Consider the following 17,021-nt stretch of genomic DNA (forward strand, 5'->3'; position numbering starts at 1 on the left):
GAGCAGCGGCAGCTCGAAGGCGGGCGCGGGCTTGCCGACCAGCGGCGAAGGGAGCGCGCGCGGGTCGCGGCTCAGCCCGGCCGCGAGCGCGATGGCCAGTGCGAGGAACACGCCGAGCGGCAGCAGGAAGCGGGTCATGCCTGTGCCTCGCCGGGTACGAGGGCCGCGGGCGCAGTGCTGCCGGCAACGCTCGCGCGTCTTGCCAGTCGATAGCGCCGGTCGCTCGCGGCAAGCAGGCCGCCGACGGCCATCAGCAGGCAGCCGGCCCAGATCCAGCCGACGAAGGGCTTCACGTAGAGCCGCACCGCCCAGCCGTGCTCCCCGAGCGATTCGCCGATGGCGACGTAGAGATCGCGCGTCAGGCCGACGTCGATGGCGGCCTCGGTGGTCGGCATCTGCTGGCTGCGGTAGACGCGCCGTTCCGGCGAGAGCGTTGCTATCGGGTGGCCGTCGCGTGTCACGGTCAGCGTGCCGACCAGTGCTTCGTAGTTGGGTCCGACGGCCGGCGCCACGCCATCGAAGCGGAAGGCATGGCCTGCCACCTCCACCGTGTCGCCGATCTTCATCGGCAGCTCGCGCGTGCTCTCCTGGCTGCTGACCAGCGTGACCCCGGCGATGAACACGCCCACGCCGGCATGGGCCAGCAGCATGCCGACATAGCCGGCCGGCAGCTGGCGAAGTGCGGCAAGCCGGCGGCCGCCCTGATGGCGCAGGCGGTCGCCCAGGCTTGCGACCGCGCTGGCGACGGCCCAGCAAGCGAGCGTCAGCCCGAGCCCGGTCAGCGCGGAGGCATTCCGCAGCACCGCCAGAAGGCCGAGCGCGATCGCAAGACTGGCAACGGCGGACCAGCGCAGCCGCTTCGTCACATCCGCCAGCTCGCTCCTGCGCCAGCGCATCAGCGGCGCGGCCCCCATCAGCAGGACCGCGGGCGCCATCAGGGGCACGAAGACCTGTTCGAAATACGCCGGCCCGACGGAGATCTTGCCGAGGCCCAGCACGTCGACCAGCAGTGGATAGAGCGTGCCGAGCAGCACCGTCGCGGCGGCCACCGCGAGCAGCACGTTGTTGGCCAGCAGCAGGGCTTCGCGCGACACCGCCGCGAACTCGGTGCGCCTTGCGAGGGCGGGCGCGCGCATGGCAAAGAGCAGCAGTGCGCCGCCGGTCACCAGCCCGAGCAGTGCCAGGATGAAGGTGCCGCGCAGCGGATCGACCGCGAAGGCATGCACCGACGTCAGCACCCCCGAACGCACGAGGAAGGTGCCGAGCAGGCTCAGCGAGAAGGTGAAGATCGCGAGCAGCACCGTCCAGGCCCGGAACGCGCCGCGCTTTTCGGTCACGGCCAGCGAGTGGATCAGCGCGGTGCCCGCGAGCCAGGGCATGAAGGACGCGTTCTCGACCGGGTCCCAGAACCACCAGCCGCCCCAGCCCAGCTCGTAGTAGGCCCAGGCGCTGCCGAGCATGATGCCGGTGGTGAGAAAGGCCCAGGCCGCAAGCGTCCACGGCCGCGCCCAGCGTGCCCATGCCGCATCGAAGTGGCCGGAGACCAGGGCCGCGACTGCGAAGGCGAAGCTCACGGAAAAGCCCACGTAGCCCATGTAGAGCATCGGCGGGTGCAGCACCATGCCCGGGTCCTGCAGCAGCGGATTGAGATCGCGTCCTTCCATCGCGGGCGGCAGCAGCCGAAGGAAGGGGTTGGACGCGAACAGCAGGAAAAGCAGGAAGCCGACGCTGATCGCACCCATGACGCCGAGCACCCGCGCCACCATCGCAGGCGGCAACCGCCGGCTGAAGAGAGACACCGCGACCGACCAGAGCGAGAGCATCAGCGTCCACAGCAGCATCGAGCCTTCGTGCGAACCCCAGACCGCGGTGATGCGGTAGGCCAGCGGCAGGGCACTGTTGGAATTGGCCGCCACGTAGCGCACGCTGAAGTCGCTGTCCGCGAAGGCCCACGTGAGAGAGACGAACGCTGCCAGCACGAGCGTGCCCTGCAGGCGCGCGGCGGGGCGGGCCACGGCCATCCAGCCGCTTCTGCCGGTCGCCGCGCCGGCGAGCGGCAGCACGGCCTGCACCGCCGCGACGAGCAGCGCGACGATGAGGCAGAAGTGGCCGAGCTCTGCGTTCATGGCTTCTTCGGATGCGGCGTGGTGTCGCTCGCATCGACCATCTGGCGTCGCACCTGATCGGCCTTCTTCAGTGCATCGGCGGCTTCGGGCGGCATGTAGTTCTCGTCGTGTTTCGCGAGCACCTCCTTCGCGACGAAGACGCCGTCACCGCCGAGCCTGCCATTGGCAACCACGCCCTTTCCTTCGCGGAAGAGATCGGGCAGGAGCCCGTGATAGACCACCGGCACGGTATGCGCGGTATCGGTCACGACGAACCGCACCGTCAGGCCGTCGCCTTCGCGCCGGAGCGATCCCGCTTCGACGAGGCCCCCCAGACGGAAGGTGCGCGCGGCCGGCGCTTCGTGGGCCGCCACCTGCGAGGGACTGAAGAAGAAAACGAGGTTCGACCGAAAGGCATTGAGCACCAGCGCCACCGCCACACCCGCACAGGCGAGCGCGGCGACCAGCATGAAGAGGCGTCGTTGCCGAATGGTCATGGGCGATCGACCCCTGCTGCCTTGAAGCGCAGCCGCAGCGCGACGAGTTCGACCGCGACCAGCACCGCCGTGATGCCGAAGGCGGCACCCACGTAGCTCGCGTGGCCGCCCGATAGAAGTTGTGCAAACCAGTCCATGCGTTTCTTTCTGGATCAATCGCCCACCACGCGGCGCTCACGCAGGATGCATCGCACCCGCACCAACGCAACCGCGATCGAATACATCCAGCAGGCCAGCGTCATCAGCAGCATCCCGGCGAGCATCGTCATCGCCATCGATGGCGCCGCGGTGAGGCTGACGGACGCGCCCTGGTGCAGCGTGTTCCACCAGCGCACCGAGTAGTAGATGACCGGCACGTTCAGCGAGCCCACGAGCGCCAGCACCGCGCAGGCGCGCTCCGCGCGGCGTGGCTCGTCGATCGCCGCTTCGAGTGCCATGTAGCCGAGGTAAAGAAAGAGCAGGAGCAGCTCCGAAGTGAGCCGCGCGTCCCACACCCACCACGTGCCCCATGTGGGCTGCCCCCACAGTGCGCCGCTGGCCAGTGCGATCGCCGTGAACATCGCACCGGTGGGCGCGAGCGCGGAGGCCATCATCGACGAGAGCCGTGTGTGGAAGACCAGCGCCAGCGCCGAGTACATCGCCATCACGAGGTAGATGAACATCGACATCCACGCCGCAGGCACGTGGATGAAGATGATGCGGTACACCTCGCCCTGCTGCGCGTCCGTCGGTGCGACGAGGAAGCCCACGCAGAGTCCCGCGAGCGCGAACACGATCGCGGCCGCGAAGAACCACGGCGCGAATCGGCGCGCGAGCGGATCGAAGCGTCGTGGCGAGGCAAGGGCGAACCATGGCCGGCGCGAAGGGATTGCCGCTTCAGCGGCGCGGGGCGATGCGTTCAGCAGATGGCTCATCGATGTTCACTCCATCGCGATGCGCAGACCGGCTGCGGTGGCGATCGGACAAAGGAAAAGCGACAGGGCGAGGCACGCGCCCAGCAAAGAGAGCTGCGGGGCCACGTCGAGCCCGGCATCGGCCGCCGCGCCAGCGCCTGCACCGAAGATCAGCACCGGAACGCACAGCGGCAGCACCAGGATGCACAGCAGCACCGCGCCGCCGCGCAAGCCCAGCGTGAGCGCCGCGCCGACGCTGCCGATCAGGCTCAGCACCGGCGTGCCGATGAGCAGAGAGACGGCGAGCAGCAGGGCCGAAGACACCGGCAGGCCGTACTGCTGCGCAAGCAGCGGCGTGAGCAGCATCAGCGGCAGGCCACTGGTCACCCAGTGCGCGCAGATCTTCGCGAGCACCAGCAGCGCCAGCGGGTGCGGCGAGAGCAGGAGCTGGTCGAGGCTGCCGTCCGCGTACTCCTGCGAGAACAGGCGCGACAGCGAAAGCATCGACGCGAGCAGCGCCGTGACCCACAGGATGCCCGGCGCGAGCGCGCGCAACTGCTGCGGATCGGGTCCGATCGCCAGCGGGAACAGGCTGCTCGCGATCACGAAGAACAGCAGGCACGACAGGATGCTGCCGCGCCGCCGCCATGCGAGCGAAACGTCGTGAAGCACGATGGCGGTGAAGAGCCTGCCCATCGCCTAGCCACCCAGGTTCAGCGCGCGGCCGCGGGCGGCCAGCGGCTGGTGCGTGGCGACGACCGCGATGCCGCCCGCGCGCAGGTGCGCATCGAGTTGCTCGCGGAAGCATTCGCCTGCGTGCCCATCGAGCGACGTCAGCGGTTCGTCCAGCAGCCACAGCGCGCGCGGCAGCAGCGCGAGGCGGGCGAGCGCCACTCGGCGCCGCTGGCCTTGCGACAGGGTCCGCACGGGCGCATGCATGGCCTTGGCCATGCCCAAGGATGCCAATGCGGCCTCGATCCGCTCGACCGACGGCGTGTCGCCCGCCACGCGCATTGCGAACTGCAGGTTCTCGGTGGCGCTCAGGTCCGGGTCGATGCCGTCGGTGTGTCCCACGTAGGCCATCGATTGCAGGTAGCCGGATTCGCCGCTGCGCACCGGCCGGTCGTGCCAGCGCAGTTCTCCTTCCTCCGGTGGCAGAAGGCCGCTCAGCACGCGCAGCAGGCTCGTCTTGCCGCTGCCGTTGGCACCGGTCACCTGCAGAAGCTCGCCGGGGCCGAGCTTGAAATCGATGCCGCTGAAAACAGGTCGCCCGGCGCGGCTGAAACCGAGCCCGCGGGCCGAGAGGCCGGATTCGATGACGGAGTCGTCCGAGCGATCGGTCACGCGCTAGGGTTCCTTGGCCTGGGCCACATCGGGCAGGCGGTGGGCGATACCCCTGTGGCAATCGATGCAGGTCTTCTCGCCATTCGCAAGGAAGGTGGAGTGCATGGCCTGCGCGCGCGGGCTCTGGCGCGTGAAGTCCATCGACTGGTAGTCATGGCAGTTGCGGCATTCGAGCGAGTCGTTGGCCTTCATGCGCTCCCACTCGTGCTGGGCCAGCACCAGCCGGTGGTCGAGGAACTTCTCGCGCGTGCTGATGGTGCCGAAGATCTTGCCCCAGACCTCCTTCGAGGCCTGCATCTTGCGGGCGATCTTGCTGGTCCAGTTGTGCGGCACGTGGCAGTCGGGGCATCGCGCGCGCACGCCGCTGCGATTGGTGTAGTGGATGGTGGTCTGCAACTCGGGATAGACGTTGTCCCGCATCTCGTGGCAGCCGGTGCAGAAGGCCTCGGTGTTCGTCAGTTCGAGCGCGGTGTTGAACGCACCCCAGAAGATCACCCCGGCGACGAAGCCGCCCAGCGTGAGAAAACCCAGGCTGAAATAGGCGCTGGGCCGGTTGATCGTGATCCAGTAGCGCTTGATCAGCTTGAACATGGCCGGCCCGCGCTACTTGGTCGAGCCCAGCACGCCGGGCTTGCGCTTGAGCAACTGCTCGACATCGACGAAGTTGTTGCCGACGAGCGGCTTCGCATCCGCCTGCGCCACATGGCACTGGGTGCAGAAGTAGCGGCGCGGCGAGACGTCGGCCAGCATGTTGCCGTTGCGGTCCTGGTAGTGCGTGATGCTCACCGGGATCGCGCCGGTCTCCTGCGTGCGCGTGCGCGCGTGGCAGAACATGCAGCGGTTGAACTCCTTGTCGACCTGGTAGCCTTCGATGGTGTGCGGGATGGTCGGCGGCTGCATCGCGAAGTTTCGGGTGCGCCGGACGTCCTTGTTCTCGGTCGGGAAGATCGGCGGCGGCTTGGTCTGTTCGGGGATCGGCGTCGGGCCGCGCATCGAGTCGACCAGGCCCTGCGAATGCGCGGCGGACGCGAAGAGCAGGGCCGAGAAGGCGACGAGCAGCATCGCGCACAGGGTGCGCCACGCAAGTCCATCGTACTGAGCAGCGCAATGGCCGCAGCCCAGGCCAGGAATCCCGCGGAACCGGCTTTGCCGGGCCGCCGGGATTGCCCCCTGGAAGGGGGTGCAGAGCCACACGAAGTGGGCGAGGCTGGGGGTGATCAACATATGTCTAGACTTTGGTGATCTTGATCGCGCATTTCTTGAAGTCCGTCTGCAACGAGATGGGGCAGGTCGCGTCCAGCGTGACCTTGTTGATCAGCTGGCTCGCGTCGAACCACGGCACGAACACCAGCCCTTGCGGCGGCATGTTGCGCCCGCGTGTCTCGACCCGAGTGCGCATCTTGCCGCGCCGCGAAGCGATCTCCACCTCGACGCCGCGCCGCAGGCCGAGCTTCTTCGCATCGTCGGGATGCATGAAGCACACTGCGTTCGGCACCGCGCGATAGAGCTCCGGCACGCGCCGCGTCATCGAACCCGAATGCCAGTGTTCGAGCACGCGGCCGGTCGCGAGCCAGAACGGATATTCCTTGTCCGGCGACTCGGCCGGCGGCTCGTAGGGCAGCGCGAAGATCACCGCCTTGCCGTCCGGGTTGCCGTAGAACTGGAAGCCGGTGCCGGCCTTCACGTAGGGATCGCTGCCTTCGCGATAGCGCCAGCGGGTTTCCTGCCCGTTGACCACCGGCCACCGCAGCCCGCGTGCCTCGTGGTACATGTCGAAGGGCGCGAGGTCATGGCCGTGGCCGCGGCCGAACATCGCGTATTCCTCGAACAGACCCTTCTGGATGTAGAAGCCGAAGGCCTTCGCCTCGGCGTTGGCGTACTCGGGGTTGGTGTCCTTCAGCGGGAACTTGTCGACCTGCCCGTTGCGGAAGAGCACGTCGAACATCGTCTTGCCCTTGACCTCGGGCTGCTTCTCTATGAGCTCCGCCGGCCACACTTCCTCGATCTTGAAGCGCTTGGAGAACTCCACGAGCTGCCAGAGGTCCGAGCGAGCCTCTCCCGGGGCATCGACGAGCTGATGCCAGAACTGCGTGCGGCGCTCGGCATTGCCATAGGCGCCTTCCTTCTCGACCCACATCGCGCTCGGGAGGATGAGGTCGGCTGCCAATGCGGTCACTGTCGGATAGACATCCGACACCACGACGAAGTTGTCTGGGTTGCGGTAGCCCGGCCAGCCTTCCTGCTGCAGATTGGCCGCGGCCTGCATGTTGTTGTTGACCTGTACCCAGTAGGCGTTGAGCTTGCCGTCCTTGAGCATGCGGTTCTGCAGGACCGCGTGGTAGCCGGGCTTGTCGGGGATGGTGCCCGCGGGCAGCTTCCAGATTTCTTCGGCGTGCTCGCGGTGCTTCGGGTTCGCCACCAGCAGGTCGGCCGGCAGGCGATGCGAGAAGGTGCCGACCTCGCGCGCGGTGCCGCAGGCGGACGGCTGGCCGGTGAGCGAGAACGGGCTGTTGCCGGGCGTCGCGATCTTCCCTGTCAGCAGGTGAAGGTTGTAGATCATGTTGTTGGCCCAGGTCCCGCGCGTGTGCTGGTTGAAGCCCATGGTCCACAACGACATCACCTTGACGTTCGGGTCCGCATACAGCTCGGCGAGCCGGTCTAGATGCTCTTTCGAGACGCCCGAGAGCTTGGTGACGTATGCGGCGTCGTACTTGGAGACGAACTTCGCGAAGTCCTCGAAGGTGATCGGCGTCGACGCGTTCGGATCGCCGGCGTTCTTGGCTTCCTTCTGCAGCGGGTGCTCGGGCCGCAGGCCATAGCCGATGTCCGTCACGCCCTGCTTGAACACCGTGTGCTTGTTGACGAAGTCCTGGTTGACCTTGTTGTTGCGGATCAGGTAGTTGGCGATGTAGTTCATGATCGCCAGATCGGTCTGCGGCTTGAAGATGATCGGCAGGTCCGCGAGGTCGAACGAGCGATGGGTGAAGGTCGACAGCACCGCCACCTTCGTCTTCGGCGCGCTCAGGCGCCGGTCGGCGACGCGGGTCCACAGGATCGGGTGCATCTCCGCCATGTTCGAGCCCCACAGCACGAAGGCGTCGGCGGCTTCGAAGTCGTCGTAGCAGCCCATCGGCTCGTCGGCGCCGAAGGTGCGCATGAAGCCGGTGACCGCCGAGGCCATGCAGTGCCGCGCGTTCGGGTCGATGTTGTTGGATCGGAAGCCGGCCTTGTAGAGCTTCGAGGCGGCGTAGCCTTCCCAGATCGTCCACTGGCCCGAGCCGAACATGCCGATGGCCGTCGGCCCTTTTTCCTTGAGCACGCGCTTGAACTGCCGCTCCATCAGGTCGAAGGCCTGGTTCCAGGTGACGGGCTTGAACTCTCCGTCCTTGTCGTACTTGCCGTTCTTCTGGCGCATCAGCGGCTGGGTCAGCCGGTCGCTGCCGTACATGATCTTCGAGAGGAAGTAGCCCTTCACGCAATTCAGGCCCTTGTTGACCTCGGCCTGCGGATCGCCCTGCGTCGCGACCACCTTGTTGTCTTTGACTGCGACGGTCACGCCGCAGCCGGTGCCGCAGAAGCGGCAGGGCGCTTTCGACCACTTGAGCTTGGTCATGTCGCCGTCGGTGACGAAGTTCGCCGCGTCGGCCGGCAGCGTCACGCCGGCCACCGATGCGGTTGCGGCGACCGCGGTGCGTTTGATGAAGTCACGGCGCGTGGTCATCGGTCATCTCCTCCTCCATGGAATCGGCGTCCTCGTTGTGCTGGTAGACGAGGGCGGCGGACAGAACACCGTCCAGCCGATGCAGGTATTCGAGGTGCGCGGCGATCGCGCGCATGGTGGGCGCCTCGAGCGTCACCACCAGCTTGCCCGCATCGTTGCCCGCATGGATCTCGGCGCCGGCCATCGCGTCGATGGCGGCACGCACTTCGCCCAGCCTTGCCGGATCGGCGTGCACGACGACGCCCGCGATATGCCATTCGTCGGCATGCCGTTCGGGCTCGATGGGGATGGGGCGCCTGGCGACTGACACTGTGGTTCTCCTGCTGTCGGGACCATGGGTGTGCGGAGCCGCGGGCACAAGGCGCCCGGCTCCTTTCGATTGCACCCGCGCACCGCCGTTAGTGCGTAGGAGGGCCACTCACGAGCTGGTACATCCAGACAAAGAATCCGTAGCCGCCGACGACGATCACGGACAGGACCGGAACCATGACGGCGGTCAGGAAGAGAAAGCTGCGAAGCTCCTCTTTCTTGCGCCGCGGGTCGAGCGCATCCTTGGTTTCCATCGTGGTCGTCCTTCCTGTGTGGATCAACCCTGCTGGCTGATGAGCAGTACGGGGCAAATTAAAGGCAAGCACCCTGGGCTTGTCAAGGAAGGTGAAGATACCTTCTTGCGCCTCGTCGAGCTTGCACCAAAGGGCAATTGACGCGCTTGCCGCAAGGCGGCATGGCTATTCGCCGGCGTCCGCCGAGCCGCCCTGCATCTGGTCCACGCGCTGCATGTTCTCGAGCATCTTGAGCAGGTAGTGGAGCGTGTGGCTGATGTCGTTCACCGAGAAGCCTGCGAGCGCTTCATCGTAGTAGTCGTGGATCTTCGGCAGGGCTTCCTTCAGCCAGACGTGCCGTCCCGACACGGTCATGGTGATCAGTCGCGAGCGGCGATCGCGGCCGTCCGGCGCGATGCTCACATGCCCGTCGCGCTCCATGCGGCTGAGGAGGCCCGACAGGTTCTGCCGGCTGACCATCAGGTAGCGCGCCAGATCGCCCACGCTCATTCCGCCCTCGGCCTGTTCCCGCGACAGCGCGCCGAGCACCGCCCATTGCTGCGTCGTCAGCCCGTGGGTCTCGACGGCCTTGGTTCCTGTTTTGTGCAACATATTTGCACATTGATAGAGCCGAAAGAACACGCGATTGGCGAGTTCCATTCGTGCGGCATCCTTGTTTTCCCTAGGTTGGTTCATGAAATTTCCACAAAAAAGCGCTTGCAAAGCGTCAACCGCATCGCCAATAATGTGACAACACATTGACGTATATGCAGACGGCCGACGGCTGAACTGTTCCGACGATAGCAAGCATTCAGACGCAAGGAGACCCGACATGCAGAGATTCGAAGGCAAGACCGTGGTGGTGACCGGTGGCGGCGGTGGCATCGGTGGGGCGACCTGCCGCCGCTTCGCTCGCGAAGGCGCGAAAGTCGCGATCTACGACCTGAACCCCGAGGCGGCAGAAAAGGTCGCCGCGCAGATCCGCGACGAAGGCGGCCGCGCGCAGGCCTTCCGCTGCGACATCACCGACCGCGCCAGCGTCGATGCCGCGGTTGCCGAAACGGAGAGGTCGCTGGGCCCGATCGACGTGCTGGTGAACAACGCCGGCTGGGACGTGTTCAAGCCGTTCACGAAGACCGAACCGGCGCAGTGGGACAAACTTATCGCGATCAACCTGACCGGCGCGCTGCACATGCATCACGCCGTGCTCCCCGGCATGGCCAGCCGCAAGAAGGGCCGCATCGTCAACATCGCGTCGGATGCAGCGCGCGTCGGCTCCTCGGGCGAAGCGGTGTACGCGGCCTGCAAGGGTGGCCTGGTGGCGTTTTCCAAGACCATCGCCCGCGAACACGCCCGCCACGGCATCACCGTCAACGTCGTCTGCCCCGGGCCGACCGACACCGCGCTCTTCGCCGACTACAAGGAAGGCGCCGGCAATCCCGAGAAGCTGATGGAAGCCTTCACACGCTCGATCCCGCTCGGCCGCATCGGCCAGCCCGACGACCTGCCGGGCGCCATTCTTTTCTTCGCCAGCGACGACGCCGCCTTCGTCACCGGCCAGGTGCTGAGCGTCTCGGGCGGCCTGACGATGAACGGCTGAAATGACGTTCACCCCCAGGCTTCGCGCACTTCGTGTCGCTTCGCCAACCCCCTCTCCGGGGGCGCGCCCGGCGGCCCGGCGAAGCCGGTTCCGCGGGCGCCCTGGGCTGGGCTGCGACGGTTTCATTCGCCGCCGGCCGTGCGAAGCGCGGCGGCTTCATCCCTTGAACTCTCATTGAAAGACCATCATGGAATTCGAAGACATCCTGTACGAGAACCGCAACGGCGTGGCCTGGATCACGATCAACCGGCCCGAGAAGATGAACTCGTTTCGCGGCCAGACCTGCGACGAGATCATCAAGGCGCTGAACAAGGCAGGCTACGACAAGAGCGTCGGCGCCATCGTGCTGGCCGGCGCGGGCGAGAAGGCTTTCTGCACCGGCGGCGACCAGTCCGCGCATGACGGCAACTATGACGGCCGCGGCACCATCGGCCTGCCGATGGAAGAGCTGCACACGGCGATCCGCGACGTGCCCAAGCCCGTGATCGCACGCGTGCAGGGCTTCGCGATCGGCGGCGGCAACGTGCTGTGCACCATCTGCGACCTGACCATCTGCTCCGAGAAAGCGATCTTCGGGCAGGTCGGCCCGAAGATGGGGTCGGTCGATCCGGGCTACGGCACTGCGTTCCTCGCGCGTGTCGTCGGCGAGAAGAAGGCGCGCGAGATCTGGTATCTCAACAAGCGCTACTCGGGCCAGGAGGCCGTCGCGATGGGCCTGGCCAACATCTGCGTGCCGCCCGAGAAGCTCGACGAGACGGTGCAGGAGTGGGCCGAGACCATCTGCGAGCGCAGCCCGACCGCGATCGCCATCGCCAAGCGCAGCTTCAACATGGACACCGCCCACCAGGCCGGCATCGCGGGCATGGGCATGTACGCGCTGAAGCTGTACTACGACACCGACGAATCGCGCGAGGGCGTGGCCGCCCTCAAGGAAAAGCGCAAGCCCGAGTTCCGCAAGTACGTGAAGTGAACAACCCCCTGAGGCGCTTCGCGCCTTCCAAGGAGACGACATGAATCCCTACATCGACGAAGACCTCGCGGCGCTGGCCGAGCATGCGCGCCGCTTCGCCACCGGCCGCGTGGCGCCGGGCTTTCTGGAGCGCGACAGGACGCGCGTGCTCGACCGTGCGCTGATGCGCGAGATGGGCGAGATGGGCTTCATCGCGCCCGAACTGTCCGAGGAGCAGGGCGGCCAGGGCATGGGCTGCCTCGCGGCCGGCGTGATCCATGAAGAGATCGCGCGCGCCGACCTGAGCCTGAGCTACGTGAATCTGCTGGCCTCGCTCAACGGGCAGATCCTCTCGCACCACGGGCAGCCCGAAGTGGCACAGCCCTGGCTTGCGAAACTCACGCGCGGCGAGGCGCTCTTCGCCATCGCGCTCACCGAGCCGCGCGGCGGATCGGACGCGGCCAACCTGCGCCTGCGCGTCGAGCGGGTGGGCAATGACTACGTCATCAACGGCGAGAAGACCTCCATCTCCGCCGCCGACCAGGCCGACGCGGCGGTGGTGTTCGGCCGCACCGGCACCGCCGAATCGGGTGCGCACGGCGTGACCGCGCTGCTGGTGCCGATGGACCTGCCGGGCATCACCCGCAACCGCTTCGATTGTCACGGGCAGCGCGCCATCGGGCGCGGATCGCTCTTCTTCGAGAACGTGCGCGTGCCGGTCGACCACCGCCTCGGCGAAGAGAACAAGGGCTTCGTGCAGGTGATGCAGGGCTTCGACTTCTCGCGCGCGCTGATCGGCCTGCAGGTGCTGGCCGTCGCGCGCGTGGCGCTGGAGGAGACCTGGGAATACGTCGCGCAGCGCGAAGCCTTCGGCAAGCCCCTGTCGGCTTTCCAGGGCGTGTCGCATCCGCTGGCCGATTTCGATACGCAGGTCGAGGCCGCGCGCCTCCTGTGCCTGCAGACGCTCTGGCTCAAGGACAAGGGCGCACCGCACACCGCCGAGGCCGCGATGTGCAAGTGGTGGGCACCGAAGCTCGCCTACGACGTGATCCACCAGTGCCTCTTGATGTTCGGTCATGGCGGCTACGACCGTGGCCCGATGGAGCAGCGCCTGCGCGACGTGCTCGGCTTCCAGATCGGCGACGGCACCGCTCAGATCATGAAAACCATCATTGCCCGCACCCGCGCAGGACGCGAAGCGGTGCCGGCCTGATCAACAACAACGAGGAGACAAGAAGCATGGAATTCGACGCCGTACTCATCGCGCCGCGCCGCGAGCGCATGGTCGCGCAGGGCCTGTGGCATGACCGCACGATCAACGACGACCTCGACGATTGCGTTGCGGCCTGCCCCGACAAGCTTGCGCTCACCGCGCTGCGTGTGGAGGAGGGCGACACGACGCGCTTCACTTACCGCGAAATGGCGCGCATGGCCGATCGCATCGCCGTGGGTCTCGCGAGGCTCGGCGTCGGGCGCAACGACGTGGTCGCGTGCCAACTGCCCAACTGGTGGCAGTTCACGCTCACCTGCCTCGCGTGCGCACGCATCGGTGCGGTGGTGAATCCGGTCATGCACATCTTTCGCGAGCGCGAGCTGTCGTTCATGCTCAGGCACGGCGAGGCCAAGGTGATGATCGTGCCGAAGCGATTCCGGGGCTTCGACTTCGAAGCCATGCTGACCGGCCTGCAGCCGGATCTGCCCGAACTCAGGCAGGTGGTCGTGGTCGGCGGGAGCGGCGACAACAGCTTCGAGGCCCTCCTGAGCGGTCCTGCATGGGAAGAAGCCGCCGATGCGAAGGACATCCTCTCGCGCAGCCGGCCGGGCCCCGACGACGTGATGCAGCTCATCTACACCTCGGGCACCACCGGCGAGCCCAAGGGCGTGATGCACACCGCCAACACGACGATGGCGAACATCATTCCGTACGCCGCGCGGCTGCAACTGGGGAGCGACGACGTCGTGCTCATGGCCTCGCCGATGGCGCACCAGACCGGCTTCATGTATGGCCTGATGATGCCCATCATGCTCAAGGCGAGCGCGGTGCTGCAGGACATCTGGGACCCGGTGCGCGCGGTGGCGCTGATCCAGTCCGAAGGCGCGAGCTTCACGATGGCGTCGACGCCGTTCCTCACCGACCTCACGCGCGCCGTGGCCGAAGGCGGCGGCGCGGTGCCCTCGCTGCGCACCTTCCTCTGCGCGGGTGCGCCGATTCCCGGGCCGCTGGTGGAGCAGGCGCGCAGCGTGCTCGGCACCAAGATCGTCTCGGCCTGGGGCATGACCGAGAACGGCGCGGTCACCCTGATCGAACTGGGCGACGATGAGGAGCGCGCCTTCAACACCGACGGTCATCCGCTGCCGGGCGTGGAGATCAAGGTGGTCGACGAGGACGGCAACGCGCTGCCGCCGGGCGAGTCGGGCGAGCTGATGCTGCGTGCGTGCTCCAACTTCGGCGGCTATCTCAAGCGGCCGCACCTCAACGGCACCGATGCGGACGGCTGGTTCGACACCGGCGACATGGCGCGCATCGACGAGCGCGGCTATTTGCGCATCACCGGGCGAAGCAAGGACGTGATCATCCGCGGCGGCGAGAACGTGCCGGTGGTGGAGATCGAAGCGCTGCTGTACCGCCACCCGGCGGTGCAGATGGCGGCCATCGTCGCCTACCCGGACGAGCGCCTTGGCGAACGGGCCTGCGCAGTGGTCGTGCCGCGGCCGGGCCAGAGCATCGACCTGCCGTCGATCGTCGACTTCCTCAAGCACCAGAAGGTGGCGCTGCAGTACATCCCCGAGCGCCTCGTGGTGCGCGACGCGATGCCCTCGACGCCGTCGGGAAAGATCCAGAAGTTCAGGCTGCGCGAAATGCTGCGCGGCGAATCGGCGTGAACCCAACCTGCAAGAACGAACGGAGACAAGGAACATGAGCAATCGATTCAAGCGCGCGATAGCAGCCTGTGCGACCCGTGCGGCCTGCGCGACGTTGGCCATCGGCTTGGGCGTCATCGGCGCGGCGCATGCGCAGGGCGCCTGGCCCACGCGGCCGGTGCGTATCGTCGTGGGCTTCGCGCCCGGCGGCAGCACCGACGTGATGGCCCGCATCCTCGCGCAGCAGCTCACCGAGTCGCTGGGGCAGCCGGTCCTCATCGACAACAAGCCCGGTGCGAGCGGCAACATCGCCGCCGCCGAAGTGATCCGCGCGGCACCCGACGGGCAGACCTTCCTCATTGCGCCGACCTCGGTCGAGACGGCGAACCCGTCGCTGTTCAAGTCGAGCATCCTGCCGTCGCGCGATCTCACGCCGGTGGGCACCATCGGCCGCACGCAGATGTACCTGGTGTCGAAGCCGCAGCTCGCGGCCAGGGACGCGCGGGGCCTGGTCGCGCTCGCGAAGGCGCAGCCCGGCAAGATGTCCTACGCATCCGCCGGCACCGGCACGCCGCCGCACCTGGCGTGCGAGATGTTCAAGGTGGCGTCGGGCACCTACATCACGCACATCCCGTATCGCGGCGCCGCGCCCGCGCTGCAGGACGTGATGTCGGGCCAGGCCGATTTCGTCTGCGACCCGGGCATCGCGTTCCCGCACATCCGGGCGGGCAAGGTCAAACTGCTGGGCATCGTGAGCGCCAGGCGCTCGCCGTTCTTCCCGGAGGTGCCGACAGTGGGCGAGCTCGGGTTCAAGGACGCGGACCTCGACATCTGGTTCGGCCTGTGGGCGCCCAACGGGACCGCCCCGGAGATCGTGGCCCGCCTCAACCGCGAACTCGGCAAGGCGATGGCGCAGGCGGCCGTCAAGTCGCGCTATGCGGACCTCGGCGCGGAAACTGCCGCGATGAGTCCGGCCGAATTCAAGGCCCTGCTCGCCGACGAGAGCCAGCGGCTGAGCACGCTGATCCGCGAACAGAAGATCGTCGTCGAATGAACGCGCAGGCTCTGATGGAACAGGAAGCGCCCGTTCTTACGGCGATGCACGGCCGTGTCGGCCTCATCACGCTCAACCGGCCGCGCCAGATGAACGCGCTCGACGACGCGCTGATGGATGCGCTCGGCGATGCTCTGCGCGCCTTCGATGCCAACGAGGCGATCGGCGCCATCGTGATCACGGGCAGCGAGAAGGCCTTCGCCGCCGGCGCCGACATCGCGGCCATGGCTGACTGGAGCTACATGGACGTGGTGAAGTCGGAGTTCATCACGCGCAACTGGGAGACCATCCGCAGCGTGCGCAAGCCGGTGATCGCCGCGGTCGCGGGCTTCGCGATGGGCGGGGGCTGCGAGCTGGCGCTCTCGTGCGACATCGTGGTCGCGGCCGAGAGCGCGAAGTTCGCGCTGCCCGAGGTCAAGCTGGCGATGCTGCCCGGCGCCGGCGGCACGCAGCGGCTGCCGCGCGCCATCGGCAAGGCGAAGGCCATGGACATGTGCCTGTCGGCGCGCATGCTCGACGCGGAGCAGGCCGATCGCTACGGCCTCGTCTCGCGCGTGGTGCCGGACGGCGAGCTCATGCCGCAGACGCTCGCCCTGGCCGCGAAGATCGCCGCCTTCTCGCTGCCGGCGCTGATCGCGATCAAGGAATCGGTCAACCGCGCCTTCGAGGGATCGCTCGCCGAGGGCATCGGATTCGAGCGCCGGCAACTGCATGCGCGCTTCGCGAGCGACGACGCGCACGAGGGCATGAAGGCGTTCCTCCAGAAGCGCGAGCCGGTCTTCAGGCATCGCTGAGCCGGTCGCCGCCGCCCTCGCATTCGGCGTAGGCCTGCGTTCGCGTTCGGGGTCGGCGCGGCGCCCCGCATGCGCCTGCGGCACGCGATGGAGATCCGCCACCCGGCGCGGCGCATCGAGGCATGGCGCCACGGCCGCCAGGTCGCCGACGCGCACAAGGCATCGTCTCAACCTGCGCCCCGGCTCGGGAGCAGGGACGTCTTTTGCTACTTCGACAATGACTCGAAGGTCTCCGCGCCCTTCGACGCCGCAGACCTTGCCTGCCGGCTCGGCGTACCGATCGGCCTGGGTGGCGGCGCCTGAGAGCTCAGCCGTCGTGCTCCAGCACCTCGAAGTCCGAGGACTCCAGGCGCACCGGGCGGCCGCCGCTCGAGAGATGGCGCTCGATCGCCAGCATGTTGATGAGTCCTGCGTTGCACTCGTAGGCCTGCACCAGGCTGTCGCCGCCGCCGTCCGCCCCGAAGAAGTCCCTCAAGGGGTCTTCGGCGATTTCCGCCACGAAGCGGCCGCCGCCTTCCGGGTAGATCGCGAACCGCACCGATGCGGTATCGAAGCAATAGATGGCCTCTGCTGCCATGGATGTCTCCGTCTCGAATTGACCGTCTGCATTGGGAACCTCGAATACTCCACCCGGCAGCGCGCGGGAGTGGCGGGCGTCGC

20 protein-coding genes and 1 pseudogene are annotated in these 17,021 nt (G+C 67.3%); 7 read left to right on the forward strand and 14 right to left on the reverse strand.

Annotated elements, in window-relative coordinates:
• The 13 genes and pseudogenes from WKW77_RS18750 to WKW77_RS18810 form a co-directional block, all read right to left on the reverse strand.
• Positions 1–138: pseudogene (locus WKW77_RS18750) on the reverse strand (DsbE family thiol:disulfide interchange protein); the annotation flags it as partial.
• Positions 135–2,126 (reverse strand): heme lyase CcmF/NrfE family subunit, encoded by a 1,992-nt coding sequence (locus WKW77_RS18755; protein ID WP_340358385.1) that lies wholly within the window; start codon positions 2,124–2,126, stop codon positions 135–137. The gene WKW77_RS18755 and the pseudogene WKW77_RS18750, both read right to left, overlap by 4 nt.
• Positions 2,123–2,602: a cytochrome c maturation protein CcmE gene (gene ccmE / locus WKW77_RS18760; protein WP_340358386.1), complete on the reverse strand. Its 480-nt coding sequence runs from the start codon at positions 2,600–2,602 to the stop codon at positions 2,123–2,125. Before ccmE ends, WKW77_RS18755 begins: the two co-directional genes overlap by 4 nt.
• The gene (gene ccmD, locus WKW77_RS18765) at positions 2,599–2,739 is read right to left on the reverse strand and encodes a heme exporter protein CcmD (RefSeq protein ID WP_340358387.1); all 141 of its coding nucleotides are present in this window, start codon (positions 2,737–2,739) and stop codon (positions 2,599–2,601) included. Before ccmD ends, ccmE begins: the two co-directional genes overlap by 4 nt.
• 15 nt (positions 2,740–2,754) lie before the next feature.
• On the reverse strand, positions 2,755–3,516 hold the full coding sequence (gene ccmC / locus WKW77_RS18770; RefSeq protein WP_340358388.1) for a heme ABC transporter permease CcmC: 762 nt from the start codon (positions 3,514–3,516) through the stop codon (positions 2,755–2,757).
• Positions 3,517–3,522: 6 nt separating this feature from the next.
• Positions 3,523–4,191, reverse strand: a complete 669-nt coding sequence (gene ccmB, locus WKW77_RS18775) for a heme exporter protein CcmB (RefSeq protein ID WP_340358389.1) — start codon at positions 4,189–4,191, stop codon at positions 3,523–3,525.
• Between the two features lie 3 nt (positions 4,192–4,194).
• Positions 4,195–4,839 carry a cytochrome c biogenesis heme-transporting ATPase CcmA gene (gene ccmA, locus WKW77_RS18780; RefSeq protein ID WP_422823227.1) on the reverse strand — a complete coding sequence of 215 codons (645 nt, stop codon included), beginning with the start codon at positions 4,837–4,839 and terminating at the stop codon, positions 4,195–4,197.
• Between the two features lie 3 nt (positions 4,840–4,842).
• Positions 4,843–5,430 carry a NapC/NirT family cytochrome c gene (locus tag WKW77_RS18785; RefSeq protein ID WP_340358390.1) on the reverse strand — a complete coding sequence of 196 codons (588 nt, stop codon included), beginning with the start codon at positions 5,428–5,430 and terminating at the stop codon, positions 4,843–4,845.
• 12 nt (positions 5,431–5,442) lie between these two features.
• Positions 5,443–5,901 (reverse strand): nitrate reductase cytochrome c-type subunit, encoded by a 459-nt coding sequence (locus tag WKW77_RS18790; RefSeq protein WP_340358660.1) that lies wholly within the window; start codon positions 5,899–5,901, stop codon positions 5,443–5,445.
• A gap of 166 nt (positions 5,902–6,067) precedes the next feature.
• Entirely contained in the window at positions 6,068–8,560 is a 2,493-nt protein-coding gene (napA, locus tag WKW77_RS18795; protein WP_340358391.1) for a periplasmic nitrate reductase subunit alpha, read from the reverse strand.
• Entirely contained in the window at positions 8,544–8,870 is a 327-nt protein-coding gene (locus WKW77_RS18800) for a chaperone NapD (RefSeq protein WP_340358392.1), read from the reverse strand. The genes napA and WKW77_RS18800 overlap by 17 nt, the downstream gene beginning before the upstream one ends.
• Positions 8,871–8,958: 88 nt before the next feature.
• On the reverse strand, positions 8,959–9,123 hold the full coding sequence (napE, locus tag WKW77_RS18805) for a periplasmic nitrate reductase, NapE protein (protein ID WP_340358393.1): 165 nt from the start codon (positions 9,121–9,123) through the stop codon (positions 8,959–8,961).
• Between the two features lie 165 nt (positions 9,124–9,288).
• Positions 9,289–9,798 carry a MarR family winged helix-turn-helix transcriptional regulator gene (locus WKW77_RS18810; RefSeq protein ID WP_422823228.1) on the reverse strand — a complete coding sequence of 170 codons (510 nt, stop codon included), beginning with the start codon at positions 9,796–9,798 and terminating at the stop codon, positions 9,289–9,291.
• A gap of 136 nt (positions 9,799–9,934) precedes the next feature.
• Here WKW77_RS18810 and badH point away from each other — a divergent pair, with 136 nt between their 5' ends.
• The 7 genes from badH (at position 9,935) to WKW77_RS18845 (ending at position 16,664) form a co-directional block, all read left to right on the forward strand.
• Positions 9,935–10,702: a 2-hydroxycyclohexanecarboxyl-CoA dehydrogenase gene (gene badH, locus WKW77_RS18815; RefSeq protein WP_340358394.1), complete on the forward strand. Its 768-nt coding sequence runs from the start codon at positions 9,935–9,937 to the stop codon at positions 10,700–10,702.
• Positions 10,703–10,889: 187 nt separating this feature from the next.
• Positions 10,890–11,672, forward strand: coding sequence for a 2-ketocyclohexanecarboxyl-CoA hydrolase (gene badI, locus WKW77_RS18820; RefSeq protein ID WP_340358395.1), 783 nt, complete (start codon positions 10,890–10,892; stop codon positions 11,670–11,672).
• A gap of 40 nt (positions 11,673–11,712) precedes the next feature.
• Positions 11,713–12,864: a cyclohexanecarboxyl-CoA dehydrogenase gene (gene aliB, locus WKW77_RS18825; protein ID WP_340358396.1), complete on the forward strand. Its 1,152-nt coding sequence runs from the start codon at positions 11,713–11,715 to the stop codon at positions 12,862–12,864.
• A gap of 26 nt (positions 12,865–12,890) precedes the next feature.
• Complete coding sequence (aliA, locus tag WKW77_RS18830) at positions 12,891–14,534, forward strand: cyclohexanecarboxylate-CoA ligase (RefSeq protein WP_340358397.1); 1,644 nt, start codon at positions 12,891–12,893, stop codon at positions 14,532–14,534.
• 34 nt (positions 14,535–14,568) lie between these two features.
• Positions 14,569–15,567, forward strand: a complete 999-nt coding sequence (locus tag WKW77_RS18835; protein ID WP_340358398.1) for a Bug family tripartite tricarboxylate transporter substrate binding protein — start codon at positions 14,569–14,571, stop codon at positions 15,565–15,567.
• 14 nt (positions 15,568–15,581) lie between these two features.
• Positions 15,582–16,361 carry an enoyl-CoA hydratase-related protein gene (locus WKW77_RS18840; RefSeq protein ID WP_340358662.1) on the forward strand — a complete coding sequence of 260 codons (780 nt, stop codon included), beginning with the start codon at positions 15,582–15,584 and terminating at the stop codon, positions 16,359–16,361.
• A 69-nt stretch (positions 16,362–16,430) separates the two neighbouring features.
• Positions 16,431–16,664 carry a hypothetical protein gene (locus tag WKW77_RS18845; protein ID WP_422823229.1) on the forward strand — a complete coding sequence of 78 codons (234 nt, stop codon included), beginning with the start codon at positions 16,431–16,433 and terminating at the stop codon, positions 16,662–16,664.
• Positions 16,665–16,668: 4 nt separating this feature from the next.
• Here WKW77_RS18845 and WKW77_RS18850 read toward each other — a convergent pair whose 3' ends face one another.
• The gene (locus WKW77_RS18850) at positions 16,669–16,938 is read right to left on the reverse strand and encodes a hypothetical protein (RefSeq protein WP_340358399.1); all 270 of its coding nucleotides are present in this window, start codon (positions 16,936–16,938) and stop codon (positions 16,669–16,671) included.
• Between the last annotated feature and the right edge of the window lie 83 nt (positions 16,939–17,021).

This window comes from Variovorax ureilyticus, assembly GCF_037889935.1.
Classification (GTDB): Bacteria; Pseudomonadota; Gammaproteobacteria; order Burkholderiales; family Burkholderiaceae_C; genus Variovorax; species Variovorax ureilyticus.